Consider the following 17,535-nt stretch of genomic DNA (forward strand, 5'->3'; position numbering starts at 1 on the left):
GCTCGAGTGCGGTTCCCGCACTCGAGCGACTCCACTCACCCCATGTGCGGGTAGCGGTGGTCGGTCGGCGGCACGAAGGTCTCCTTGACCACCCGCGTGCTGGTCCAGCGCAGCAGGTTCTGCGCGGCGCCGGCTTTGTCGTTCGTGCCCGACGCCCGCCCGCCGCCGAACGGCTGCTGGCCGACGACCGCGCCGGTCGGCTTGTCGTTGACGTAGAAGTTCCCGGCGGCGAAGCGCAGGAACCGCTCGGCGTGCGCGATCGCGGCCCGGTCCTGCGCGATCACCGCACCGGTCAGGGCGTAGGGCGCGACCGACTCCATCTGGGCGAGCACCGTGTCGTACTCGGCGTCGTCGTAGACGTGGACGGCGAGCACCGGCCCGAAGTACTCGGTGGTGAAGACGTCGTGCCCGGGGTCGCTGCCCTCGACGATCGTCGGCCGGACGAAGAAGCCCTCGCTGTCGTCGCAGGTGCCGCCGGCGACGACGGTCAGCGCGTCGTCGGACCGGGCGCGGTCCAGGACGCCGGACAGCCGGTCGAAGGAGCGCCGGTCGATCACCGCGCCCATGAAGTTGGCCAGGTCGGTGACGTCGCCCACGGCCAGGGACTCGGTGGTGGCGACCAGGTCGTCGCGCAGGTGCCCCCAGACCGACCGCGGCACGTAGGCGCGCGAGGCCGCCGAGCACTTCTGCCCCTGGTACTCGAACGCGCCGCGGACCAGCGCGGTGCGCAGCACGTCGACGTCGGCCGAGGGGTGGGCGACCACGAAGTCCTTGCCCCCGGTCTCCCCCACCACCCGCGGGTAGCCGCGGTAGCCGGCGATGTTCTCCCCCACGGTCCGCCACAGGTGCTGGAAGACGGCGGTCGAGCCGGTGAAGTGGATGCCGGCCAGGTCGCGGTCGGCCAGCACGACCTCGGAGACGGCGACCCCGTCGCCGGTCACCATGTTGATCACGCCGGGCGGCAGCCCGGCGGCCTCCAGCAGCCGCATCACGAAGTGCGCGGCGAACTGCTGCGTGGGCGCCGGCTTCCACACCACCGTGTTGCCCATCAGCGCCGGAGCGGTGGGCAGGTTCCCGGCGATCGCGGTGAAGTTGAACGGCGTGACCGCGTAGACGAACCCCTCCAGCGGCCGGTGGTCGATCCGGTTCCAGGTGCCCGGCGCCGACTCCGGCTGCTCGGCGAGCAGTTCGCGCGCGAAGTGCACGTTGTAGCGCCAGAAGTCGACCAGCTCGCAGGCGCTGTCGATCTCCGCCTGCTGCGCGGTCTTGCTCTGGCCGAGCATCGTCGCGGCGTTCAGCGTCTGCCGCCACGGCCCGGCGAGCAGGTCGGCCGCCTTCAGGAAGACGGCGGCGCGGTCGTCGGCCGACAGGTCCCGCCAGGCCGGCGCGGCCTCCTTCGCGCAGCGGACGGCGTCGGCGGCGTCGGCGTGCGTGGCGTGCGCCGAGGTGCCGAGGACGGCGGCGTGCCGGTGTGGCTGGACGACGTCGAAGCGCTCGCCGGCGGCCATGCGCTGGGCGCCGCCGATGGTGCCGGTCAGCTCGAGCGGCTCGGCGGCGAGCTCGGCCAGCCGCCGCTCGAGGGCCGCGCGCTCCGGCGAGCCGGGGGCGTAGCCGAGCACGGGCTCGTTGCGCGGCGGGGGGACGCGGGTGGTGCCGTCCATGGGGGCCTTCTCTCTCGGGGGGTTCCTCAGGAGGTGCTGACGAGGGAGCGCAGGAAGAAGCGGAGGTTGGCCGGCCGCTCGGCCAGGCGGCGCACGAGGTAGCCGTACCAGTCGGCGCCGTACGGGACGTAGGCGCGCACCCGGACGCCGGCGGCGGCCAGCCGGGCCTGCTCGGCGGAGCGGATGCCGTAGAGCATCTGCACCTCCCACGAGTCCGCGGCGCGCCCGTACTCCGCCGCGAGCCGCTGGGCGAGGGCCACCATCCGCGGGTCGTGGCTGCCGACCATCGGGTACCCGCCGCCGCGCATGAGGACGCCGAGGCAGCGGGCGTAGGCGGCGTCGACGTCGTCCTTCCCGACGTGCGCGACCGACGGGGGCTCGTCGTAGGCGCCCTTGACCAGGCGCACCCGCGACCCGGGGACGGCGAGGGCGGCGACGTCGTCCTCGGTGCGGAACAACGCCGCCTGCAGGACCGCCCCGGTGCCCGGGTGCTCCCGGCGCAGCTCGGTGAGCACCCGCAGCGTCGAGTCGACCGTCGACGACTCCTCCATGTCGAGCGTGACCGTCGTGCCGATCGCCGTCGCCGCCTCGACCACCGGCGGGACCAGCTCCAGCGCCAGGTCCTCGCCGCCGGGCAGCGCCTGGCCGAAGGCCGAGAGCTTCACCGAGACCTCCGCCCGGGCGCCGAGACCGAGCGGGGCCAGCCCGTCGAGGGCGGCCAGGTAGGCGTCGCGGGAGCGGCGGGCGAGGTCGCGGTCCGTCACGTCCTCGCCGAGGTGGTCGAGGGTGACGGCGATGCCCGACCCGGTGAGCCTCCGGACGGCGGCCAGCGCGTCGTCCAGCGTCTCCCCGGCCACGAAGCGGTCGACCACCCGGCGGGTGGCGGGCACGCCGACGAGGGCCCGGCGCAGCGCCGGCCGGCGGGAGGCGGCGAGCAGGGCGGCCTTCGTACTGGGCACGGGCACCTCCGGCGGGCGTTTCCGACGCCGTCGACGCTAGGGCGGCGCCCGGGACCGGGCCAGCGACTGACGTGCGGGGACCGCAGCCCGGTCTCGTGCACTCGGCCAGTGCGCGACGACCCGCAGGAGCTCGTGGACCGGGTCGCCGCGGTGCTCGGCGCGCCGGCCACGCTGGAGGACCCGGACTCCGGCCTGCCGGCCTCCACCGGCAGACGCTGTACCACCGCCTCGGCCGGATCGCCGCGCTGACCGGCCTCGACGTGGCCGACGGCGACACCAGCCCGCTCGTGCACGCCTCCCTGCGCCGCGCCGTCCTCCCCTGGACCGGTTGCCCCGTGCGACCGGTTGCGCCCCACCGACGCGCCCCCCGGCCGAGCGTGACCTACCCTCGGAGGACAACTGGGAGGAGAGGCGTTGCCTCGAGACACCGAGGGCGACGCCGACGTCCTCAGGGTGCTGCGGTCAGCCACGGCCGCGGAGCACGAACGGGTCGAGGAGACCCTCGGCCTGATGGACCCGGCCCTGACGCGACGGCGCCTCGCCGCCGTCCTCGACCTCATGCACGGGTTCTGGACCGCCGCCGAGGCCGGCCTGGACGCCTGGGCCGCCCGCGAGCCCGCCGCCGCGGCGGAGCTGCAGTGGGACCGGCGCCGCCGCGCGGGCCTGTTCGCCGCCGACCTCGCCGTCCTCGGCTCGCCGGCCGCCGGCTCCCCGGCCGCCCCGCAGCTGCCCCCCGTCGCCGACACCGACGAGGCCCTCGGCCGGATGTACGTCCTCGAGGGCTCGACGCTCGGCGGAACCTTCATCGATCGGCACCTCGCCACGCTCCCGGAGCTGTCCGGCGGGGTCCGGTTGCGCGCCTTCAGCCCCTACGGGGACGACACCGGCGCGATGTGGCACGCCTTCCGGCGGGCCACCCGTGCGCACGTGGCCGGCGGCGGGGACCCCGGCCGCGTCGTCGGGGCGGCCCGGACCACGTTCACCGTGCTGGCCGACTGGTGCGAGCCGGCCGGGGTGCCCGCGTGAACGGGGAGGTGGAGCTCCTCCCGCCCGGCACGCCGATCGACCTGAGCAACTGCGAGCGCGAGCCGATCCACGTGCCCGGCAGCATCCAGCCGCGCGGCGTGCTGCTGACCGTCGACGAGCCGGGCCAGGTGGTCCGGCAGGCGTCGCGCAACCTCGCCGACCTGGTCGGCGTCGCCTGGGACGACGCGCTGGGCCGGCCGCTGGGCGAGGTGATCGGCGTGCCGGCGGCCGAGGCCGTCGCCCGGTCGGCCAGCGCCTTCGGCGACCTGCGCGAGCGCAACCCGGTCGAGCTGACCCTCGACGTCGACGGCGCGCCCGTGCCGGTCGACGCGATCCTGCACCGGGCCCTGCTGCGCGGCGCGGGGGACGTGCCCGGCGGCGACCTCCCCGCGGCGACCGCGCTCGTCGTCGAGCTGGAGCCCGCCCGCGGGCCGCGCCCCTTCTCGTTCCCGAACACCTACCAGGCCGTGCGCGGCACCGTCGCCGAGCTCAACCGCGCCTCGTCGCTGCAGGAGCTGTACGACATCACCGCGCGTGCCGTCCGGTCCCTGACCGGCTTCGACCGCGTGATGGTCTACCGCTACGACGCCGACTACAACGGCGAGGTCGTGGCCGAGGCCAAGGCGCCGGAGCTCAACCCGTTCCTGGGCCTGCACTACCCGGCGTCGGACATCCCGGCCCAGGCCCGGGCGCTGTACGAGAAGAACTGGATCCGGCTGATCTCCGACGTCGACTACGCGCCGTCGCCGATCGAGCCGGTCGCCCACCCCGCCACCGGGGAACCGCTGGACCTCACCTACTCGACGCTGCGCAGCGTCTCCCCCGTCCACGTCGAGTACCTGCACAACATGGGCGTGCGGGCGTCGATGTCGATCTCGCTGCTGCGCGACGACCAGCTGTGGGGCCTCATCGCCTGCCACCACTACGCGGGCCCGCACGCGCCGCCCTTCGCCACCCGGGCGGCCGCGGAGTTCCTCGGGTCGACCCTGTCGCTGCGCCTGGTGGACCGCCAGTCCGAGGAGGAGGTGCACCGGGCCCTGCAGGTGCGCTCCACGCTGGCCTGGCTCACCGCCGCCACGCTCGACGAGGACCGCGCGCTCACCGACACCCTCCTCGGCTCCCCCAGCCTGCTGGACCTGCTGCCCGCCGACGGCGTGAGCGTGTGCCTGCAGCGCACCGCCGGCGCGCGCGGCGCGGGCCTGCCCGACGGGCTCGCCGCCCGGATCGCCGCGTGGGCCGCCGAGCGCGGGGAGGACGTCGTCGCCACCGACGGCCTCCGCCGGCTCGCCCCGGAGCTCGACGTGCCGGACGACGTGGTCGGCGTCCTCGTCATCCCGCTGCCCGAGGGCCAGTACCTCCTGTGGCACCGCGCGGAGACCGTCCGGCACATCGACTGGGGCGGCGACCCGCACAACAAGGCGATCGCCGAGCGCGAGGGCGACGGGGTCCGGCTGAGCCCGCGCAGGTCGTTCGAGCGGTGGCGGGAGACCGTCCGCGACCGGTCCGAGGCCTGGACGCCGCAGCAGGTCACCGAGGCCACCGAGCTGCGCACCCACCTGCTGGAGGCGCTCTACGCGCGGCAGCGCAGCATCGTGCGCGCCGCCGAGATCCTGCAGCGCAGCCACCTGACCGCCCCGCCGCGGCGGCCCGACCTGCAGGTCGCGGTCCGCTACGTGCCCGCCACGCGCGAGGCCCAGGTGGGCGGCGACTGGTACGACGTGTTCACCCAGCCCGACGGCTCCGCGGTGCTGGTGATCGGCGACGTCATCGGCCACGACACCGCGGCCGCCGCCGACATGGCGCAGCTGCGCGGCCTGCTCCGGGGCATCGCCTACGACAACGGCGACGGCCCGGCCGCCGTGCTCGGCCGGCTCGACGCCGCCATCGAGGGGCTCGGGCTGGGCGCGATGGCCACCGTGCTCGTGGCCCGGCTGACCCCGTCCCCCGACGGTCGGGTCGCGGTCACCTGGTCCAGCGCGGGGCACCTGCCGCCGGTGGTGGTCGGTCCCGACGGGGCCGGACGGCTGCTCGACGGCGGCCGGCCCGGGCTGCTGCTCGGCGTCCTCCCCGGCGCACCGCGGACCGACACCGAGGTCGTGCTCGAGGACGGCTCCACGCTGCTGCTCTACACCGACGGCCTGGTCGAGCGCCGCGACCAGCTGTTCGACACCGGGGTCGAGCAGCTGGTCGCGGCGCTCGGGGAACTGCGCGGCGCCCCGGTCGAGGAGGTCTGCGACGACGTCCTCGCCCGGCTGGTCCCCGACGGGGCCGAGGACGACGTCGCGCTGGTCGCCGTCCGGCTGGACGCCGGGGGCCGCCGGGCCTGAGCCCGGCGGCCTCCCGGACCCGGGCGGCTACCCGGCGCGGAACTCCGCGTCCAGGCCGTCGTCCTGCGGACCGCCGTCGGCGGGCAGCGGGGCCTCGTCCTCGGCCGCGCGCAGCTCGGCGTCGGGGGACGGACGGTGGGGATCGACGTCCCGCTGCAGCTCGGCCAGCAGCCGTTCCTCGTCGGGGCGCAGGTCGCCGGCGCCGAGGTGCTCGCCGGGCTGGCCGGCGTCGGTGCCGCTGGCCATGCCGGAGTCGGGGAGGTCCGGCTCGGTCATCACGGGCCTCCTCAGCGCGGGAAGTTCGGCTCGAGCCGGGGCACGATCTGCATCTCCGGCACGAACGCCGAGGGGTGCAGGGTGACCAGGTAGCGCACCATCTCCGCGACGGCGGCCGGCGGCATCATCAGGTGGGACGGGATGCCCCACTGCTCCATCATCGGCGTGTCCATGGCCGCCGGGATGACCGCCTGCACGCGGCACGGGAACGGCCGCTCGGTGCCGTCGTCGGCCCGGGTCGCCTTCTCCCGCAGCTCGCGCTGGATGCACCGGGTGGCGTTGAGGAAGCCGGCCTTCGAGCCGTTGTAGGCGATCGCGCCGCTGCCGGAGGTGATGGCCGACAGGCTGACCACGTGCACGACGTCGGCCGTGCGGCCCTCGGGCAGGTGCTGCACCCGCTTCATGAACTCGCTGGTGAGGAAGACCGGGCCCTCGCAGTTGACCGCCTGCACGCGCTGGTAGTCGGCCAGGTCGATGTCGGTGACGTACCCCGGCCGGTCGATGCCGGCGACGTTGGCGAGGACGTCGAAGGCGTCGCCGTGCTGCTCGAACAGCTGCGCGACCACCGCCTTGCGGCTGGCGTCGTCGGTGACGTCCAGGGCGACGACGTCGGCCTTGCCGCCCGCCTCGCCGACCAGCTCCGCCGTCCGCTCGCTGCCCGCGGCGTCGATGTCGGCGATGGCCACGTGCGCACCGGCCTCGGCCAGCGCGAGGCAGGTGGCCCGCCCCAGTCCGCTGGCACCTCCGGTGACGAGCGCGACCCGCCCGTCCAACGACCCACTGCCGGCCATCCACGCCTCCGTCTCTCCTGTGCGCGCCGGGGAGATCACGGCGCTCCGCCAGCCTCGCCGATCGCGGACCGGCGCGCAGGTCGGGGGCTCAGGCGGGGTGCGCCCACACGTCGGCGAGCGTGACGCTCTCCAGCGCGCGCTCCGCCAGCAGCGCCGTGAGCTGGTCGAACACGGTGGTGACCGTGGCGTGGTTGGCGTGGCCGATGACGATCGACTCGGCGGCGAACCACCGCCGGGCCGCGGCCATCAGCTCGCCGGCGGTCAGGACGCGGTGGTCCTCGAGGGTGCCCTCCCACATGGCGACGGTGGGGTGGCCGCAGTCGGCGGCGATCCGGTCGACGCGCGCGTCGCGGCTGCCGTAGGGCGGCCGGAAGAACGGCGTCCCGCCCGCGCCGAAGGTGTCGGCCAGGAACCGGCGGTTGCGGGTGATCTCCTCGGCGACCGCCGCGTCGTCGAGGGTGCGCAGGTCCGGGTGGGACCAGGTGTGGTTGCCCATGGCCACCTGGCCGGACTCGACCAGCGGGGCCAGCGCGCGGGCGTTGTCGGTCCAGGAGCGGTAGCAGCCGTTGGGGAAGAAGGTCAGCCGCAGCCCGGTCTCGGCGGCCAGCTCCGTGAAGGCGCCCACCACCGCCGAGTTGGTCCCGTCGTCGATGGTGAGCGCGATCCGCGTGCCCTCCCCGGGCAGCCGGTCGACGACGCCGAGCGGCGGCGGCAGCGTCCCCGGCGGCTGGGTGGGCGTGGCTGCGGCCGGCGCCACCAGCCGGCCGCGGGCCACGACCTCGCGCGGCTCCTCGACCAGCCCGGCGGTACCTCGGCCGACCGCGGCACCGAGCACACCGGCGGCCAGCAACAGGACGAATCGGCGGCGCTCCACGCGGCGGGACGCTAGGAGGGGCGCCGCGCGCGTCCCGGCCAGCGACACCCCGGCGCCCGCGTGCCCGCCACGGGCCGTCAGCTCCCGGTCACGCCCCCGCCGGCAGGGAGCACTTCGCGCGCGAAAGTCCCCTCGGGTCGGGAGCGCTTCGCGCGCGAAAGTCTGCGGTCAGGCTCGGTCAGGCGGCGGGGGCCAGACCCGCGGCCTCGATCAGCCGCGCCTGCTCACGGCACCACGGCGACCAGGCGTCGCCCTCGCTCTCCTGCCGGGCGCGGAACGCCGTCCAGTCCAGCAGCTCCCAGGCGCCGACCTCGCTCGGGTCGGGCGCCGGGTCGCCGGCGAAGCGGCCGAGGTAGACCGGGCAGACCTCGTTCTCCACGACGCCGCGGAACTCGGCGCGGTACCGGTACCCGGGCAGGGCGGGGCGCAGGTCGGCCACACCGAGCCCGAGCTCGAACGCGGCACGGCGGGCGATCGCGGCGGCGTCGTCCTCGCCGGGACCGGGGTGGCCGCACACGGTGTTGGTCCACATGCCGGGGAAGGTCTGCTTCCCGTCGGCCCGGCGGGTCACCAGCAGCCGGCCGTCGTCGGAGAAGAGGTAGGCGGAGAACGCCCGGTGCAGCGGCGTCTCCCCGTGGTGCACCAGCGGCTTGGGCAGGGTGCCGATCGCCGTCCCGTCGTCGTCGACCAGCACGATCAGCTCCTCGCTCACGACCACAGTGTCCTCCCTCCGGGACGACGCCGCGGCCAGAGCCACCTGAGCCGCGCGGAGCCGGACCGGGCGCGTCCGCCGGGGAACCCCGGGCCCGTCACCGGCCACGACCCCGGCGTGCCGGGACCGCCGGGGTCGGGCAGTGTTCGGGCATGGACAGCTTCCGCCGCGAGGGCATGGAGTTCGACGTCCGGGACGCCGGACCGGCCGACGGCGAGCCGGTGGTCCTGCTGCACGGGTTCCCGCAGGACCGCACCGCCTACGACCGGATGGCGCCGGTGCTGCACGGGGCCGGGCTGCGCACGCTCGCCCCCGACCAGCGCGGCTACTCCCCCGGCGCCCGCCCGACCGGCCGGGCCGCCTACCGCCTGCGGGAGACCGCGCAGGACGTGCTGGCCCTGCTCGACGCGGCCGGGCTGGAGGCGGCGCACGTCGTCGGCCACGACTGGGGCGGGATCGTCGGCTGGGCGCTGGGGGCCTGGTACCCCGAGCGGGTGCGGACCCTGACCGCGCTGTCGGTGCCCCATCCCGCCGCGATGGCGAAGGCGCTGGTGACCAGCGACCAGGGGCTGCGGTCGTACTACATGGCGCTGTTCCAGCTGCCCGTGGTCCCCGAGCGGCTGGTCCTCGCCGGCGGCGGCGCGGCCCTGCGCCGGATGCTCCAGCGCGGCGGGCTGCCCGAGCAGGCGGTCGACCACTACGTGCAGCGGATGCGCGAGCCGGGGGCGCTGACCGCGGCGCTCAACTGGTACCGCGCGCTGCCCTTCGGCGTCCGGGACGCCGTCGGCCGGGTGGGCGTGCCGACGCTGCACGTGTGGAGCACGGAGGACGCCTTCCTCGGCCGCGCCGCCACCGAGGCGACCCGGCAGCACGTCACCGGCCCCTACCGGCTCGAGGTGCTCGAGGGCGTGACGCACTGGATCCCCGAGCTCGCCGCCGAGCGCACCGCCGAGCTCGTCGTCGCGCACATCCGCACGGAGCGCTGAGCGGAGCCGCCCGAGCGCGGGCTCCGTCACCGGGAAAAGGCGCTCGACCGACTCCGCAAGATGGAGCGCGTGACCTTCCCCGCGACTCCCCTCACGACGCCCACCCGACTCCGCGAGCGCATCGGCTACGACCGCGCCACCGTGCACGCCGTCCTGGACGAGGCGGTGGTCTGCCACGTCGGGTTCGTCGTCGACGGCCGGCCCGTCGTCCTGCCGCAGCTGCACGCCCGCGTCGGGGACCGGCTGTACCTGCACGGCTCGACCGGGGCGCGGGCGCTGCGCGGGGCCGCCTCCGCCGGGCTGGACGTCTGCGTGACGGTCACCCTCGTCGACGGGCTGGTGCTGGCCCGCTCGGCGTTCCACCACTCGGTCAACTACCGCTCGGTGGTCGCGCACGGCACCGCGACCGTGGTCACCGACGCGACGGAGAAGTCCGCCGCGCTGGAGGCGCTCGTCGACGCGGTCGTGCCGGGTCGCAGCGCCGGCAGCCGGGGGCCGGACAAGCGGGAGCTGGCGGCGACCACCGTGCTGGTGCTGCCGCTGGAGGAGGTGTCGGTGAAGGTCCGCACCGGCCCGCCGTCCGACGACGACGAGGACCTGGACCTGCCGCACTGGGCCGGCGTGCTGCCTCTGCGCACCGTGCCCGGGACGCCGCAGCCGGCGCCCGACCTCACCGCCGGGATCGAGTTGCCCGCGCACGTGCGCGACTGGCGCCGCTGACCCGCGCGGAGGAGGCCGGTGGGCGCGACGCCCACGGACCTCCCCCGCGGTCAGGCGACGTGGTGCGTGGGGGCGCCGGGCTCCGCGGCGACGCCCACGTGGGCGCCTCCCACGCGGGAGGACGACGCCGGCACCCGCAGCGGCACGGTGCACCCTCCGCAGTGCAGCGTGTCGCCGGGCAGGACGTCGGTCTCGGTGGTGGCGGTGCAGTGCGGGCACCACACGCGCCGGAGGTCGGTTCCGGTGAGCGCCACGCGGATCTCGGCGTCGGTCATCCCCAGCCGGAGCGCGGCGTCGCGGGCGGCGCGGACGTCGTCCGCCGGGCCGGCCAGCATCAACCCCCAGCCGGCGGGCGCCCCCCGCACCATGCGCTCGAGCTCGGCGAGGCTCACGGCGTCGGCGCGCTGGGCCGCGGCCCAGGTGACCGGCGTGCTCGGCGGCGCCTGCTGCACCCAGCGGCGGACCACCCGCATGCCGGCGGCGCCGAAGGCGAGCATCCCGACGGCGTGGGCGGAGGGGTCGACGACCGGAGGCGCCACGGTGGTGGAGGAGGCCGGCGGCTCGCTCTGCGACATGGAGACTCCGGGGGGACGCGGACGGCGGGAGGACCCACGGTAGGGACCAAGGACCCCGTCGGAGGTTACCGGATCGTTACTTCCTGTCCACCGCCCGAGCACCCGCCGCAGCGGCCGGGCATGAGCGCCACCCTCCCCGGGCATCCCAGGACGGACCTCGTCGCCGAGAGCCCCCGGGAGTCCCCGTGTCCACGACCAGTCCCGCCCGCCGCTGGCGCACCGCCGCGGCCGGCCTCTTCATCGCCGCCTCCGCCTTCTCCGTCGCCGCCTGCGGTGAGGACGTGGTCGACGACGACGTCGAGCAGAACATCGAGGAGGGCGTCGACGACGCCGAGCAGGAGGTCGAGGAGGGCGTCGAGGACGCCACCGACGGCCCGGACGACGACGGGGACGGCTGACCCACCGCGTGACGGGGCGCCCGCCCGGGTAGGCGGGCCCCCGTGACCACGCACGCGCCGACCACGACGCCGACCCGGTCGCAGCGTCTCGACCGGCTCCCGTTCACCCGCGAGCACGGCCGGCTGGTCGGCGGCTCGGGGATCGGCTGGGCCCTGGACGCCATGGACGTCGGGCTCATCTCCTTCGTGATGGCCGCCCTCCGCGAGGAGTGGTCGCTGAGCTCCACGGAGTTGTCGTGGATCGGCTCCATCGGCTTCGTCGGGATGGCGCTGGGCGCCACGCTCGGCGGCCTGCTGGCCGACCGCTTCGGCCGCCGGCAGGTGTTCGCCCTGACCCTGCTGGTGTTCGGGCTGGCCACCGGCGCGGCCGCGCTCTCGTGGTCGGTCGGGGCGCTGCTGGTGTTCCGCTTCCTCATCGGGCTGGGCCTGGGCGCCGAGCTGCCCGTGGCCTCGACGCTGGTCAGCGAGTTCGCGCCGGCCCGGCTGCGCGGGCGGATCGTGGTCGCGCTCGAGGCGTTCTGGGCCGTCGGCTGGCTGCTCGCCGCGCTGATCGGCTACTTCGTCGTCCCGCGCAGCGCCGACGGCTGGCGGTGGGCGCTGCTGCTGGGCGCGGCGCCGGCGGTCTACGCCGTCGTCGTCCGGCGGGGGCTGCCGGAGTCGGTGCGGTTCCTGGAGCTGCGCGGGCGGACAGCGGAGGCCGAGGCCGCCGTCCAGCGGTTCGAGCGGGCCGCCGGGGTGGCCTCCCCGCCGCCGGCACCCGAGCGCGCCGAGGGGCAGCCGGTCGCACCGGCCGAGCGCGGGCGGCTGTGGGACGCCGCCCACCGCACGCGGACCGCGGCGCTGTGGACCGTGTGGTTCGGCATCAACTTCGCTTACTACGGCGCCTTCATCTGGCTGCCCACGCTGCTGGTCGCCTCGGGGCTCTCCCTGGTGCAGTCCTTCGGCTACACGCTGCTGATCACCCTCGCCCAGCTGCCGGGCTACGCGGTCTCCGCCGTGCTGGTGGAGACGTGGGGACGGCGGCCGACGCTGGCGGTGTTCCTCGCCGGCTCGGCACTGGGCGCGGGCCTGTTCGCCGTCGCCGACAGCACGGCCACCGTCCTGGTCTTCGGCATGACGCTGTCGTTCTTCAACCTCGGCGCCTGGGGTGCCGTCTACGCGGTGACCCCGGAGGTCTACCCGACCGCGCTGCGCGGGACCGGCGCCGGCGCCGCGGCCGGGTTCGGCCGGATCGCCTCGATCCTCGCGCCGCTGAGCGTCCCGCCGCTGCTGGACGCCGGCGGCGAGGGGCTGGTCTTCGGCGTGTTCGCGGCGTTCTTCCTGCTCGCCGCGGCCGCGTCGCTCCGGCTGCCCGAGCAGCGCGGCCGCACCCTGGAGGACGCCGCGACCTGATCGCAGAGAGATCTTTGCAAAGTCCTCTTTGCGGTCCTACGGTCGGCACGTGACCGACGACCGCCCCGACCCACCCGCGCCCCAGCCGGCCGTCGACGTCTCCGACCCGCGGGTCCTGCGGGCGCTGGCCCACCCGCTGCGGGCCGGGCTGCTGTCGCTGCTGCGGCTCGAGGGCCCGTCCACGGCGACCCGGCTCGGCCGGCGGCTCGGCGAGAGCAGCGGAGCGACCAGCTACCACCTGCGCCAGCTGGCCGGGTTCGGCCTGGTCGAGGAGGTCGCGGGCGACGACGGGCGGGAGCGCTGGTGGCGGCCGGTGCACCGGAGCACCCGCTGGGCCTCCGAGCGGCTACTGGAGACCGACGGCGGCGCCGAGGTCGTCGGCGAGTTCACCCAGCACCTGCTGCGCCAGCAGGCCCGCGTGCTGGCCGCGCTCGCCGGGCAGCACGACGACCTCGACGAGGAGGAGCGGAGCACCGTCTCGCTCAACGACTGGGCGCTGCGGCTCTCCCCCGACCGTGCCCGGGCGCTGGCCGAGGAGCTCAACGGCGTCCTCGCGCGCTGGCGGGCGGAGGAGGAGCAGCCCGGGCAGCCGGTGGTGCACGTCCTGCTCGACGTCTTCCCGCTGCGGGAGTACCCCCTGTGACCGCCGCCCTCTCCCCCGCGGCGGCGACCCGGCGCTACGTCCTGCTGACCACCCTGCGCTGGCTGCCCACCGGCATCGCCCTCCCCGGCATGGCACTGCTCGCCACCGCCCGCGGACTGCCCCCCGCCGACGTCGGCGTGGTGTTCGCCGTCGGGTCCGCCGTGGCGCTCGTGCTCGAGCTGCCGACCGGCGGGCTGGCCGACGCCCTGGGCACCCGGCCCGTGCTCGTCGCCTCGGCGGTGCTGCAGGGCGCCGGTCTCCTGGTGTTCGCCGCGGCCGGCTCGCTGGCCGGCTTCGCGCTGGCCACCGGCCTCGTGGGCGCCGGCCGGGCGCTGGACTCCGGCCCGCTGGAGTCCTGGTTCGTCGACACGGTGGCGCGCGCCGACCGGGCGGCCGACCCGACCCCGGGGCTGGCGCGGGGCTCGGCGGCCAACGCCGTGGGGCTGATGGCCGGCGCCGTCCTCGGTGGGCTGACCCCGGCGGCGGCCCAGCGGTGGGGCGGCGACGGCGACGCGCTGGCGGTGCCGTTCGTCCTCGCCGCGGGCCTGGTCGCGGTCCACCTCACCGCGGTCCTGCTGCTCGTCGTCCCGCTCCCCCGCCCGTCCGGATCGGCCGGGCCGAGGGTGCGCCCGGGCGTGGCCGGCGTGCCCGTCCTCGTCCGGGACACCGTGGCCGGCACCCTCCGCGACGGCACCCTGCGGCGGCTGGCCGGCATCACGCTGTTCACCGGGGTCGTCCTCGCCACGCTGGAGTCGGTGGGGCCGCTGCACTTCGGCGCGCTCGCGGGCGACCCCGCGGCGGGCACGGCGGTCTTCGGGACGGTCATGGCGGTGTCGTTCGCCGCGGCGGCGGCCGGAGCCACGCTCGCCCCGGCCGCCGGCCGGCTGGCGCGCGGGTCGGTGGCAGCGGCGAGCACGGTCCTGGCGCTGGCCTGCGCGGCCGCGGTGGTCGGGGTCGGCACGGGGAGGCACGTCGCCGTCGCCGGGGCCGCCTGCGCCGCGTTCTACCTGGCCAACGCCGCGGCCTGGCCGCTGCGGCAGCGGCTGCTGCACACCCGCGTCGGCGCCGGGTCGCGGTCGACCACGGTCTCGGCGATGTCGGTCGCGCTCATGGTCGGCGGCATCGCCGGCAGCCTGGTCATGCCGCGGCTGGGCGAGCTCCTCGGCCTGCCGTGGTGCCTCGCGCTGACCGCCGTGCCGCTGGTCGCGATCGCGGCGCTGTCGCTGCGACTGCCCCGCCCCGAGACCGCCGCCCCGGACCGGGACGGGGCCGGGGAGGCGCCGGTGCCCGCCGGCCGGGCATAGCGTGGCCGGCATGCCAGAGACGCCCGAGCACGACCTCCCGCGCGGCATCGGCCGGCCGGCGACCGGCGCGCTGCTGCACGCCGGCTACTCCCGGCTCGACCAGCTCGCCGGGGTGCCGGAGCGGGAGCTGGCGGCGCTGCACGGCGTCGGCCCGAAGGCGATCCGGCTGCTCCGGGAGGCCCTGGCCGAGCGCGGGCTCACGCTCGGCGGAGGGGTGGGCGCCGGTCCTCCCGGGTAGCGGCAGCCCATGGCCGACCTCTCCCCCGGACACCTGCAGGGCCTCAGGGTCGCCGTCACCGGCGCCAGCGGCAACGTCGGGACGGCGCTGCTGCGTCGGCTGACCGACCCCGCGCACGGCATCGCCGAGGTGCGGGGGCTCGCCCGCCGCCGCCCGCCCGAGACCGCGCCCTACACCGGGGTCGACTGGCACCTGGTCGACCTGGGCGAGCAGTCGAGCGAGGACGACGTCCAGCGGGCGCTCGATGGCGTGGACGCCGTCGTGCACCTGGCCTGGGCGCTGCAGCCGGGCCGGCACCCCGAGCGGCTGCACGCGGTCAACGTCGACGGCACCTACCGGGTCGCGCGCGCGGCCGCCCGGACCGGCGTGACCCACTTCGTCCACATGTCCTCGCTCGGCGCCTACGCCGCCGGCGCCCGGGACCAGCAGGTGCGGGAGGACTGGCCGGTCACCGGCATCCCCAGCTCCCAGTACAGCCGGGACAAGAGCTCGGCCGAGCGCGTCGTCCGCCAGGTGCTCGGCCACCGGCCGGAGACGACGCTGACCGTCGTCCGCCCGACGCTGGTGCTCCAGCCCGAGGCCGCCAGCGAGATCGGCCGCTACTTCCTCGGGCCGCTGGTCTACGCCGCGGCGCGGGCGCTGCCCGGGTCCGTCGCGCAGGCCCTGCCGCTGCCGCTGCCCGCGCTGCGGGTCGGGTTCGTGCACGCCGACGACGTCGCCGACGCCGTCGTCCGCATGCTCGACCGCCGGGCGCCGGGGCCGTTCAACCTGGCCGCCGAGCCGACGCTGGACGCCGACGGGCTCGCCCGGGCGCTGGGGACCCGGCGGATCCCGGTGCCCGCGTTCGTGCTGCGGGCCGGGCTGACCGCCGCGCACGCCGCCCACCTGGTGCCCACCGAGCCCGGGTGGCTGGACCTGGGCCTGGGCGCGCCGGCGCTGGACACCACCCGCGCCCGCACCCAGCTGGGCTGGACCCCCGAGCACGCCGGCGACGACGTGCTGCGCCGGTTCGTCGAGGCCCTGGGCCGCGGTGAGGGTGCGCCCGGCCCGCTGCTGCGGCCGGCCGGTGGCCCGTCGCGGGACCCGTCCGGGGACCCGGCCAACGTGCCCGGCGGCAGCTGAGGGGGTCAGCCGACGACGTCGGCCCGTGCCGCGACGATCGCGCCCAGCCGGGCGGCCACCTCCTGGGTCGAGTGGTCGTCGGTGAAGACGTACGCGCGGCGGCGCCGGATGCCGTCGACCACGTTGGCCGCCACCTGCTCGGCGGTGACCGTGCCGTAGGGGTTCATGCCGGTCCGGATGGCGCCGGGCATCACCAGGCTCACACCCACCGGCGCGCCGATCCCCTCCAGCTCGGCGCGCAGGACGTCGGCCAGCCCCAGCAGCCCGTGCTTGGCAACCGAGTAGGGGCCCAGCTCCGCGAGCGGCGCCACGGTCGCCATCGAGCCGGTGAACACCACGTGCCCCTCCTCGCCGGTGGCCAGGATCGGCGGCACGAAGGCCCGCACCCCGTGGACGGCGCCCCACAGGTCCACGTCCAGCACGCGGTGCCACTCCGCGAGGGGCAGCTCCCACGACCGGCCGCGATTGACGATGCCGGCGTTGTTGACCGCGACGTGCAGGCCGCCGAACCGCTCGACCGCCTCGGCGGCCACCCGCTCGACGTCGTCCGGGTCCGTGACGTCGACGCCGGTGGCGTGCACCTGCGCCCCACCGGCGGCGAGCCGTTCGGCCTGCTCGCGCGCGCCGTCGGCGTCCAGGTCGGCCATGACCACCCGCGCCCCCTCGGCGGCGAGTGCCGCGCTGACCGCCAGGCCGATGCCGCTCGCCGCGCCCGTGACGACCGCCGTCCGTCCCTCGAGCCGTTCCATCCGTGCCGCTCCTGTCAGGGGATCCCGCCGTCGACCCGCAGGGTCGCGCCGGTCGTGTAGCTGGAGGCGTCCGACGCCAGGTACAGCAGCGCGCCGACGACCTCGGCCGGCCGCCCGGCCCGCTGGAGCGCGTGGCTCGGGAAGATGCCGTCGCCGGTGCCGGTGTGCGCCGCCCACTCGGGGTGCGCGTCGGTGGCGTGCGGCCCGGCCATCAGCGTGTTGACCCGCACCGTCGGCCCGAGCGCCTGCGCGAAGGACTCGGTGAGCGAGTTGAGCCCCGCCTTGGCCGCCGCGTAGGGCGCGATGGCGGGGTTCGGGCGGATCGACCCGGTGGAGCTCACGTTGACGACCGACCCGCGCCCGGCGGCGACCATCCGCTCCCCCACCAGCGCCGTCAGCCGGAACGGCCCCTTGAGGTTGAGGTTCAGCACGACGTCGAACAGCTTCTCGGTGACGTCGGTCAGCGAGTCGTACACCGGCGACGTCCCGGCGTTGTTCACCAGGACGTCGACCCGGCCGAACCGCTCGTAGGCGGCGTCGACCAGCCCCGGGATCTGGTCCCACCGGCCGGCGTGCACCGCGTACGGCAGGGCGGACCGGCCGGTGGTCGCCTCGACCTCCTCCGCCACCGCCTCGCAGGCGGCCAGGTCACGGCTGGCGACGACGACGTCGGCGCCGCACCGGGCCAGCCCCCGCACCATCTCCCGGCCCAGCCCCCGGCTGCCGCCGGTGACCAGCGCGACCCGGCCGGTGAGGTCGAACAGCTCGTCGGCGTGGCCCAC

Annotated in this window: 20 protein-coding genes; 11 read left to right on the forward strand and 9 right to left on the reverse strand. The window is 76.5% G+C overall.

Annotation, left to right across the window (positions count from 1 at the left end; genetic code table 11):
- Positions 1-35: 35 nt before the first annotated feature.
- Both pruA and ACI8AX_RS09760 read right to left on the reverse strand, forming a co-directional pair.
- On the reverse strand, positions 36-1,661 hold the full coding sequence (pruA, locus tag ACI8AX_RS09755; protein WP_456549607.1) for an L-glutamate gamma-semialdehyde dehydrogenase: 1,626 nt from the start codon (positions 1,659-1,661) through the stop codon (positions 36-38).
- A gap of 26 nt (positions 1,662-1,687) precedes the next feature.
- Positions 1,688-2,620, reverse strand: a complete 933-nt coding sequence (locus tag ACI8AX_RS09760) for a proline dehydrogenase family protein (protein WP_456549608.1) — start codon at positions 2,618-2,620, stop codon at positions 1,688-1,690.
- A 108-nt stretch (positions 2,621-2,728) separates the two neighbouring features.
- On the opposite strand from ACI8AX_RS09760, the gene ACI8AX_RS09765 reads away from it, so the two are divergent.
- The 3 genes from ACI8AX_RS09765 (at position 2,729) to ACI8AX_RS09775 (ending at position 5,973) form a co-directional block, all read left to right on the forward strand.
- Positions 2,729-2,869, forward strand: a complete 141-nt coding sequence (locus ACI8AX_RS09765; protein ID WP_456549765.1) for a hypothetical protein — start codon at positions 2,729-2,731, stop codon at positions 2,867-2,869.
- 165 nt (positions 2,870-3,034) lie between these two features.
- A complete protein-coding gene (locus ACI8AX_RS09770) occupies positions 3,035-3,646 on the forward strand; it encodes a biliverdin-producing heme oxygenase (RefSeq protein WP_456549763.1) in 612 nt (203 codons plus the stop codon).
- Complete coding sequence (locus tag ACI8AX_RS09775) at positions 3,643-5,973, forward strand: SpoIIE family protein phosphatase (protein WP_456549764.1); 2,331 nt, start codon at positions 3,643-3,645, stop codon at positions 5,971-5,973. Before ACI8AX_RS09770 ends, ACI8AX_RS09775 begins: the two co-directional genes overlap by 4 nt.
- 27 nt (positions 5,974-6,000) lie before the next feature.
- Here ACI8AX_RS09775 and ACI8AX_RS09780 read toward each other — a convergent pair whose 3' ends face one another.
- The 4 genes from ACI8AX_RS09780 to idi all read right to left on the reverse strand — a co-directional run bounded on the left by ACI8AX_RS09780 (position 6,001) and on the right by idi (position 8,626).
- Entirely contained in the window at positions 6,001-6,249 is a 249-nt protein-coding gene (locus ACI8AX_RS09780) for a hypothetical protein (protein WP_456549609.1), read from the reverse strand.
- Between the two features lie 11 nt (positions 6,250-6,260).
- Entirely contained in the window at positions 6,261-7,040 is a 780-nt protein-coding gene (locus ACI8AX_RS09785) for an SDR family NAD(P)-dependent oxidoreductase (RefSeq protein ID WP_456549610.1), read from the reverse strand.
- 88 nt (positions 7,041-7,128) lie between these two features.
- The gene (locus tag ACI8AX_RS09790; protein WP_456549611.1) at positions 7,129-7,914 is read right to left on the reverse strand and encodes a polysaccharide deacetylase family protein; all 786 of its coding nucleotides are present in this window, start codon (positions 7,912-7,914) and stop codon (positions 7,129-7,131) included.
- Between the two features lie 178 nt (positions 7,915-8,092).
- Positions 8,093-8,626, reverse strand: a complete 534-nt coding sequence (gene idi / locus ACI8AX_RS09795) for an isopentenyl-diphosphate Delta-isomerase (RefSeq protein ID WP_456549612.1) — start codon at positions 8,624-8,626, stop codon at positions 8,093-8,095.
- Between the two features lie 152 nt (positions 8,627-8,778).
- Here idi and ACI8AX_RS09800 point away from each other — a divergent pair, with 152 nt between their 5' ends.
- Both ACI8AX_RS09800 and ACI8AX_RS09805 read left to right on the forward strand, forming a co-directional pair.
- Positions 8,779-9,612: an alpha/beta fold hydrolase gene (locus ACI8AX_RS09800; RefSeq protein ID WP_456549613.1), complete on the forward strand. Its 834-nt coding sequence runs from the start codon at positions 8,779-8,781 to the stop codon at positions 9,610-9,612.
- A 69-nt stretch (positions 9,613-9,681) separates the two neighbouring features.
- The gene (locus ACI8AX_RS09805) at positions 9,682-10,332 is read left to right on the forward strand and encodes a pyridoxamine 5'-phosphate oxidase family protein (protein ID WP_456549614.1); all 651 of its coding nucleotides are present in this window, start codon (positions 9,682-9,684) and stop codon (positions 10,330-10,332) included.
- Positions 10,333-10,382: 50 nt separating this feature from the next.
- Here ACI8AX_RS09805 and ACI8AX_RS09810 read toward each other — a convergent pair whose 3' ends face one another.
- On the reverse strand, positions 10,383-10,907 hold the full coding sequence (locus ACI8AX_RS09810) for a dimethylamine monooxygenase subunit DmmA family protein (RefSeq protein ID WP_456549615.1): 525 nt from the start codon (positions 10,905-10,907) through the stop codon (positions 10,383-10,385).
- A gap of 185 nt (positions 10,908-11,092) precedes the next feature.
- On the opposite strand from ACI8AX_RS09810, the gene ACI8AX_RS09815 reads away from it, so the two are divergent.
- Genes ACI8AX_RS09815 through ACI8AX_RS09840 form a run of 6 tightly spaced genes read left to right on the forward strand, consistent with a single transcriptional unit; the run spans position 11,093 to position 16,004 of the window.
- Entirely contained in the window at positions 11,093-11,305 is a 213-nt protein-coding gene (locus ACI8AX_RS09815; protein ID WP_456549616.1) for a hypothetical protein, read from the forward strand.
- A gap of 42 nt (positions 11,306-11,347) precedes the next feature.
- Complete coding sequence (locus tag ACI8AX_RS09820) at positions 11,348-12,697, forward strand: MFS transporter (protein WP_456549617.1); 1,350 nt, start codon at positions 11,348-11,350, stop codon at positions 12,695-12,697.
- Between the two features lie 49 nt (positions 12,698-12,746).
- Positions 12,747-13,340, forward strand: a complete 594-nt coding sequence (locus tag ACI8AX_RS09825) for a helix-turn-helix domain-containing protein (RefSeq protein ID WP_456549618.1) — start codon at positions 12,747-12,749, stop codon at positions 13,338-13,340.
- Positions 13,337-14,644: an MFS transporter gene (locus ACI8AX_RS09830; RefSeq protein ID WP_456549619.1), complete on the forward strand. Its 1,308-nt coding sequence runs from the start codon at positions 13,337-13,339 to the stop codon at positions 14,642-14,644. Before ACI8AX_RS09825 ends, ACI8AX_RS09830 begins: the two co-directional genes overlap by 4 nt.
- A 10-nt stretch (positions 14,645-14,654) precedes the next feature.
- Positions 14,655-14,882: a DNA-binding protein gene (locus tag ACI8AX_RS09835; protein ID WP_456549620.1), complete on the forward strand. Its 228-nt coding sequence runs from the start codon at positions 14,655-14,657 to the stop codon at positions 14,880-14,882.
- Positions 14,883-14,891: 9 nt separating this feature from the next.
- Positions 14,892-16,004: an NAD-dependent epimerase/dehydratase family protein gene (locus tag ACI8AX_RS09840; RefSeq protein WP_456549621.1), complete on the forward strand. Its 1,113-nt coding sequence runs from the start codon at positions 14,892-14,894 to the stop codon at positions 16,002-16,004.
- 5 nt (positions 16,005-16,009) lie between these two features.
- Here ACI8AX_RS09840 and ACI8AX_RS09845 read toward each other — a convergent pair whose 3' ends face one another.
- Positions 16,010-16,753 carry an SDR family NAD(P)-dependent oxidoreductase gene (locus ACI8AX_RS09845; RefSeq protein WP_456549622.1) on the reverse strand — a complete coding sequence of 248 codons (744 nt, stop codon included), beginning with the start codon at positions 16,751-16,753 and terminating at the stop codon, positions 16,010-16,012.
- A 14-nt stretch (positions 16,754-16,767) separates the two neighbouring features.
- Positions 16,768-17,535 carry an SDR family NAD(P)-dependent oxidoreductase gene (locus tag ACI8AX_RS09850; protein ID WP_456549623.1) on the reverse strand — a complete coding sequence of 256 codons (768 nt, stop codon included), beginning with the start codon at positions 17,533-17,535 and terminating at the stop codon, positions 16,768-16,770.

The sequence above is a fragment of the Blastococcus sp. SYSU D00813 genome, assembly GCF_054050735.1.

Coding starts and splice junctions, on each gene's coding strand:
- ACI8AX_RS09785 (WP_456549610.1), bottom strand. CDS start 7,040: ATGGCCGGCAGTGGGTCGTTGGACGGGCGGGTCGCGCTCGTCACCGGA.
- ACI8AX_RS09810 (WP_456549615.1), bottom strand. CDS start 10,907: ATGTCGCAGAGCGAGCCGCCGGCCTCCTCCACCACCGTGGCGCCTCCG.
- ACI8AX_RS09840 (WP_456549621.1), top strand. CDS start 14,892: ATGGCCGACCTCTCCCCCGGACACCTGCAGGGCCTCAGGGTCGCCGTC.
- ACI8AX_RS09780 (WP_456549609.1), bottom strand. CDS start 6,249: ATGACCGAGCCGGACCTCCCCGACTCCGGCATGGCCAGCGGCACCGAC.
- ACI8AX_RS09845 (WP_456549622.1), bottom strand. CDS start 16,753: ATGGAACGGCTCGAGGGACGGACGGCGGTCGTCACGGGCGCGGCGAGC.
- ACI8AX_RS09800 (WP_456549613.1), top strand. CDS start 8,779: ATGGACAGCTTCCGCCGCGAGGGCATGGAGTTCGACGTCCGGGACGCC.
- pruA (WP_456549607.1), bottom strand. CDS start 1,661: ATGGACGGCACCACCCGCGTCCCCCCGCCGCGCAACGAGCCCGTGCTC.
- ACI8AX_RS09835 (WP_456549620.1), top strand. CDS start 14,655: ATGCCAGAGACGCCCGAGCACGACCTCCCGCGCGGCATCGGCCGGCCG.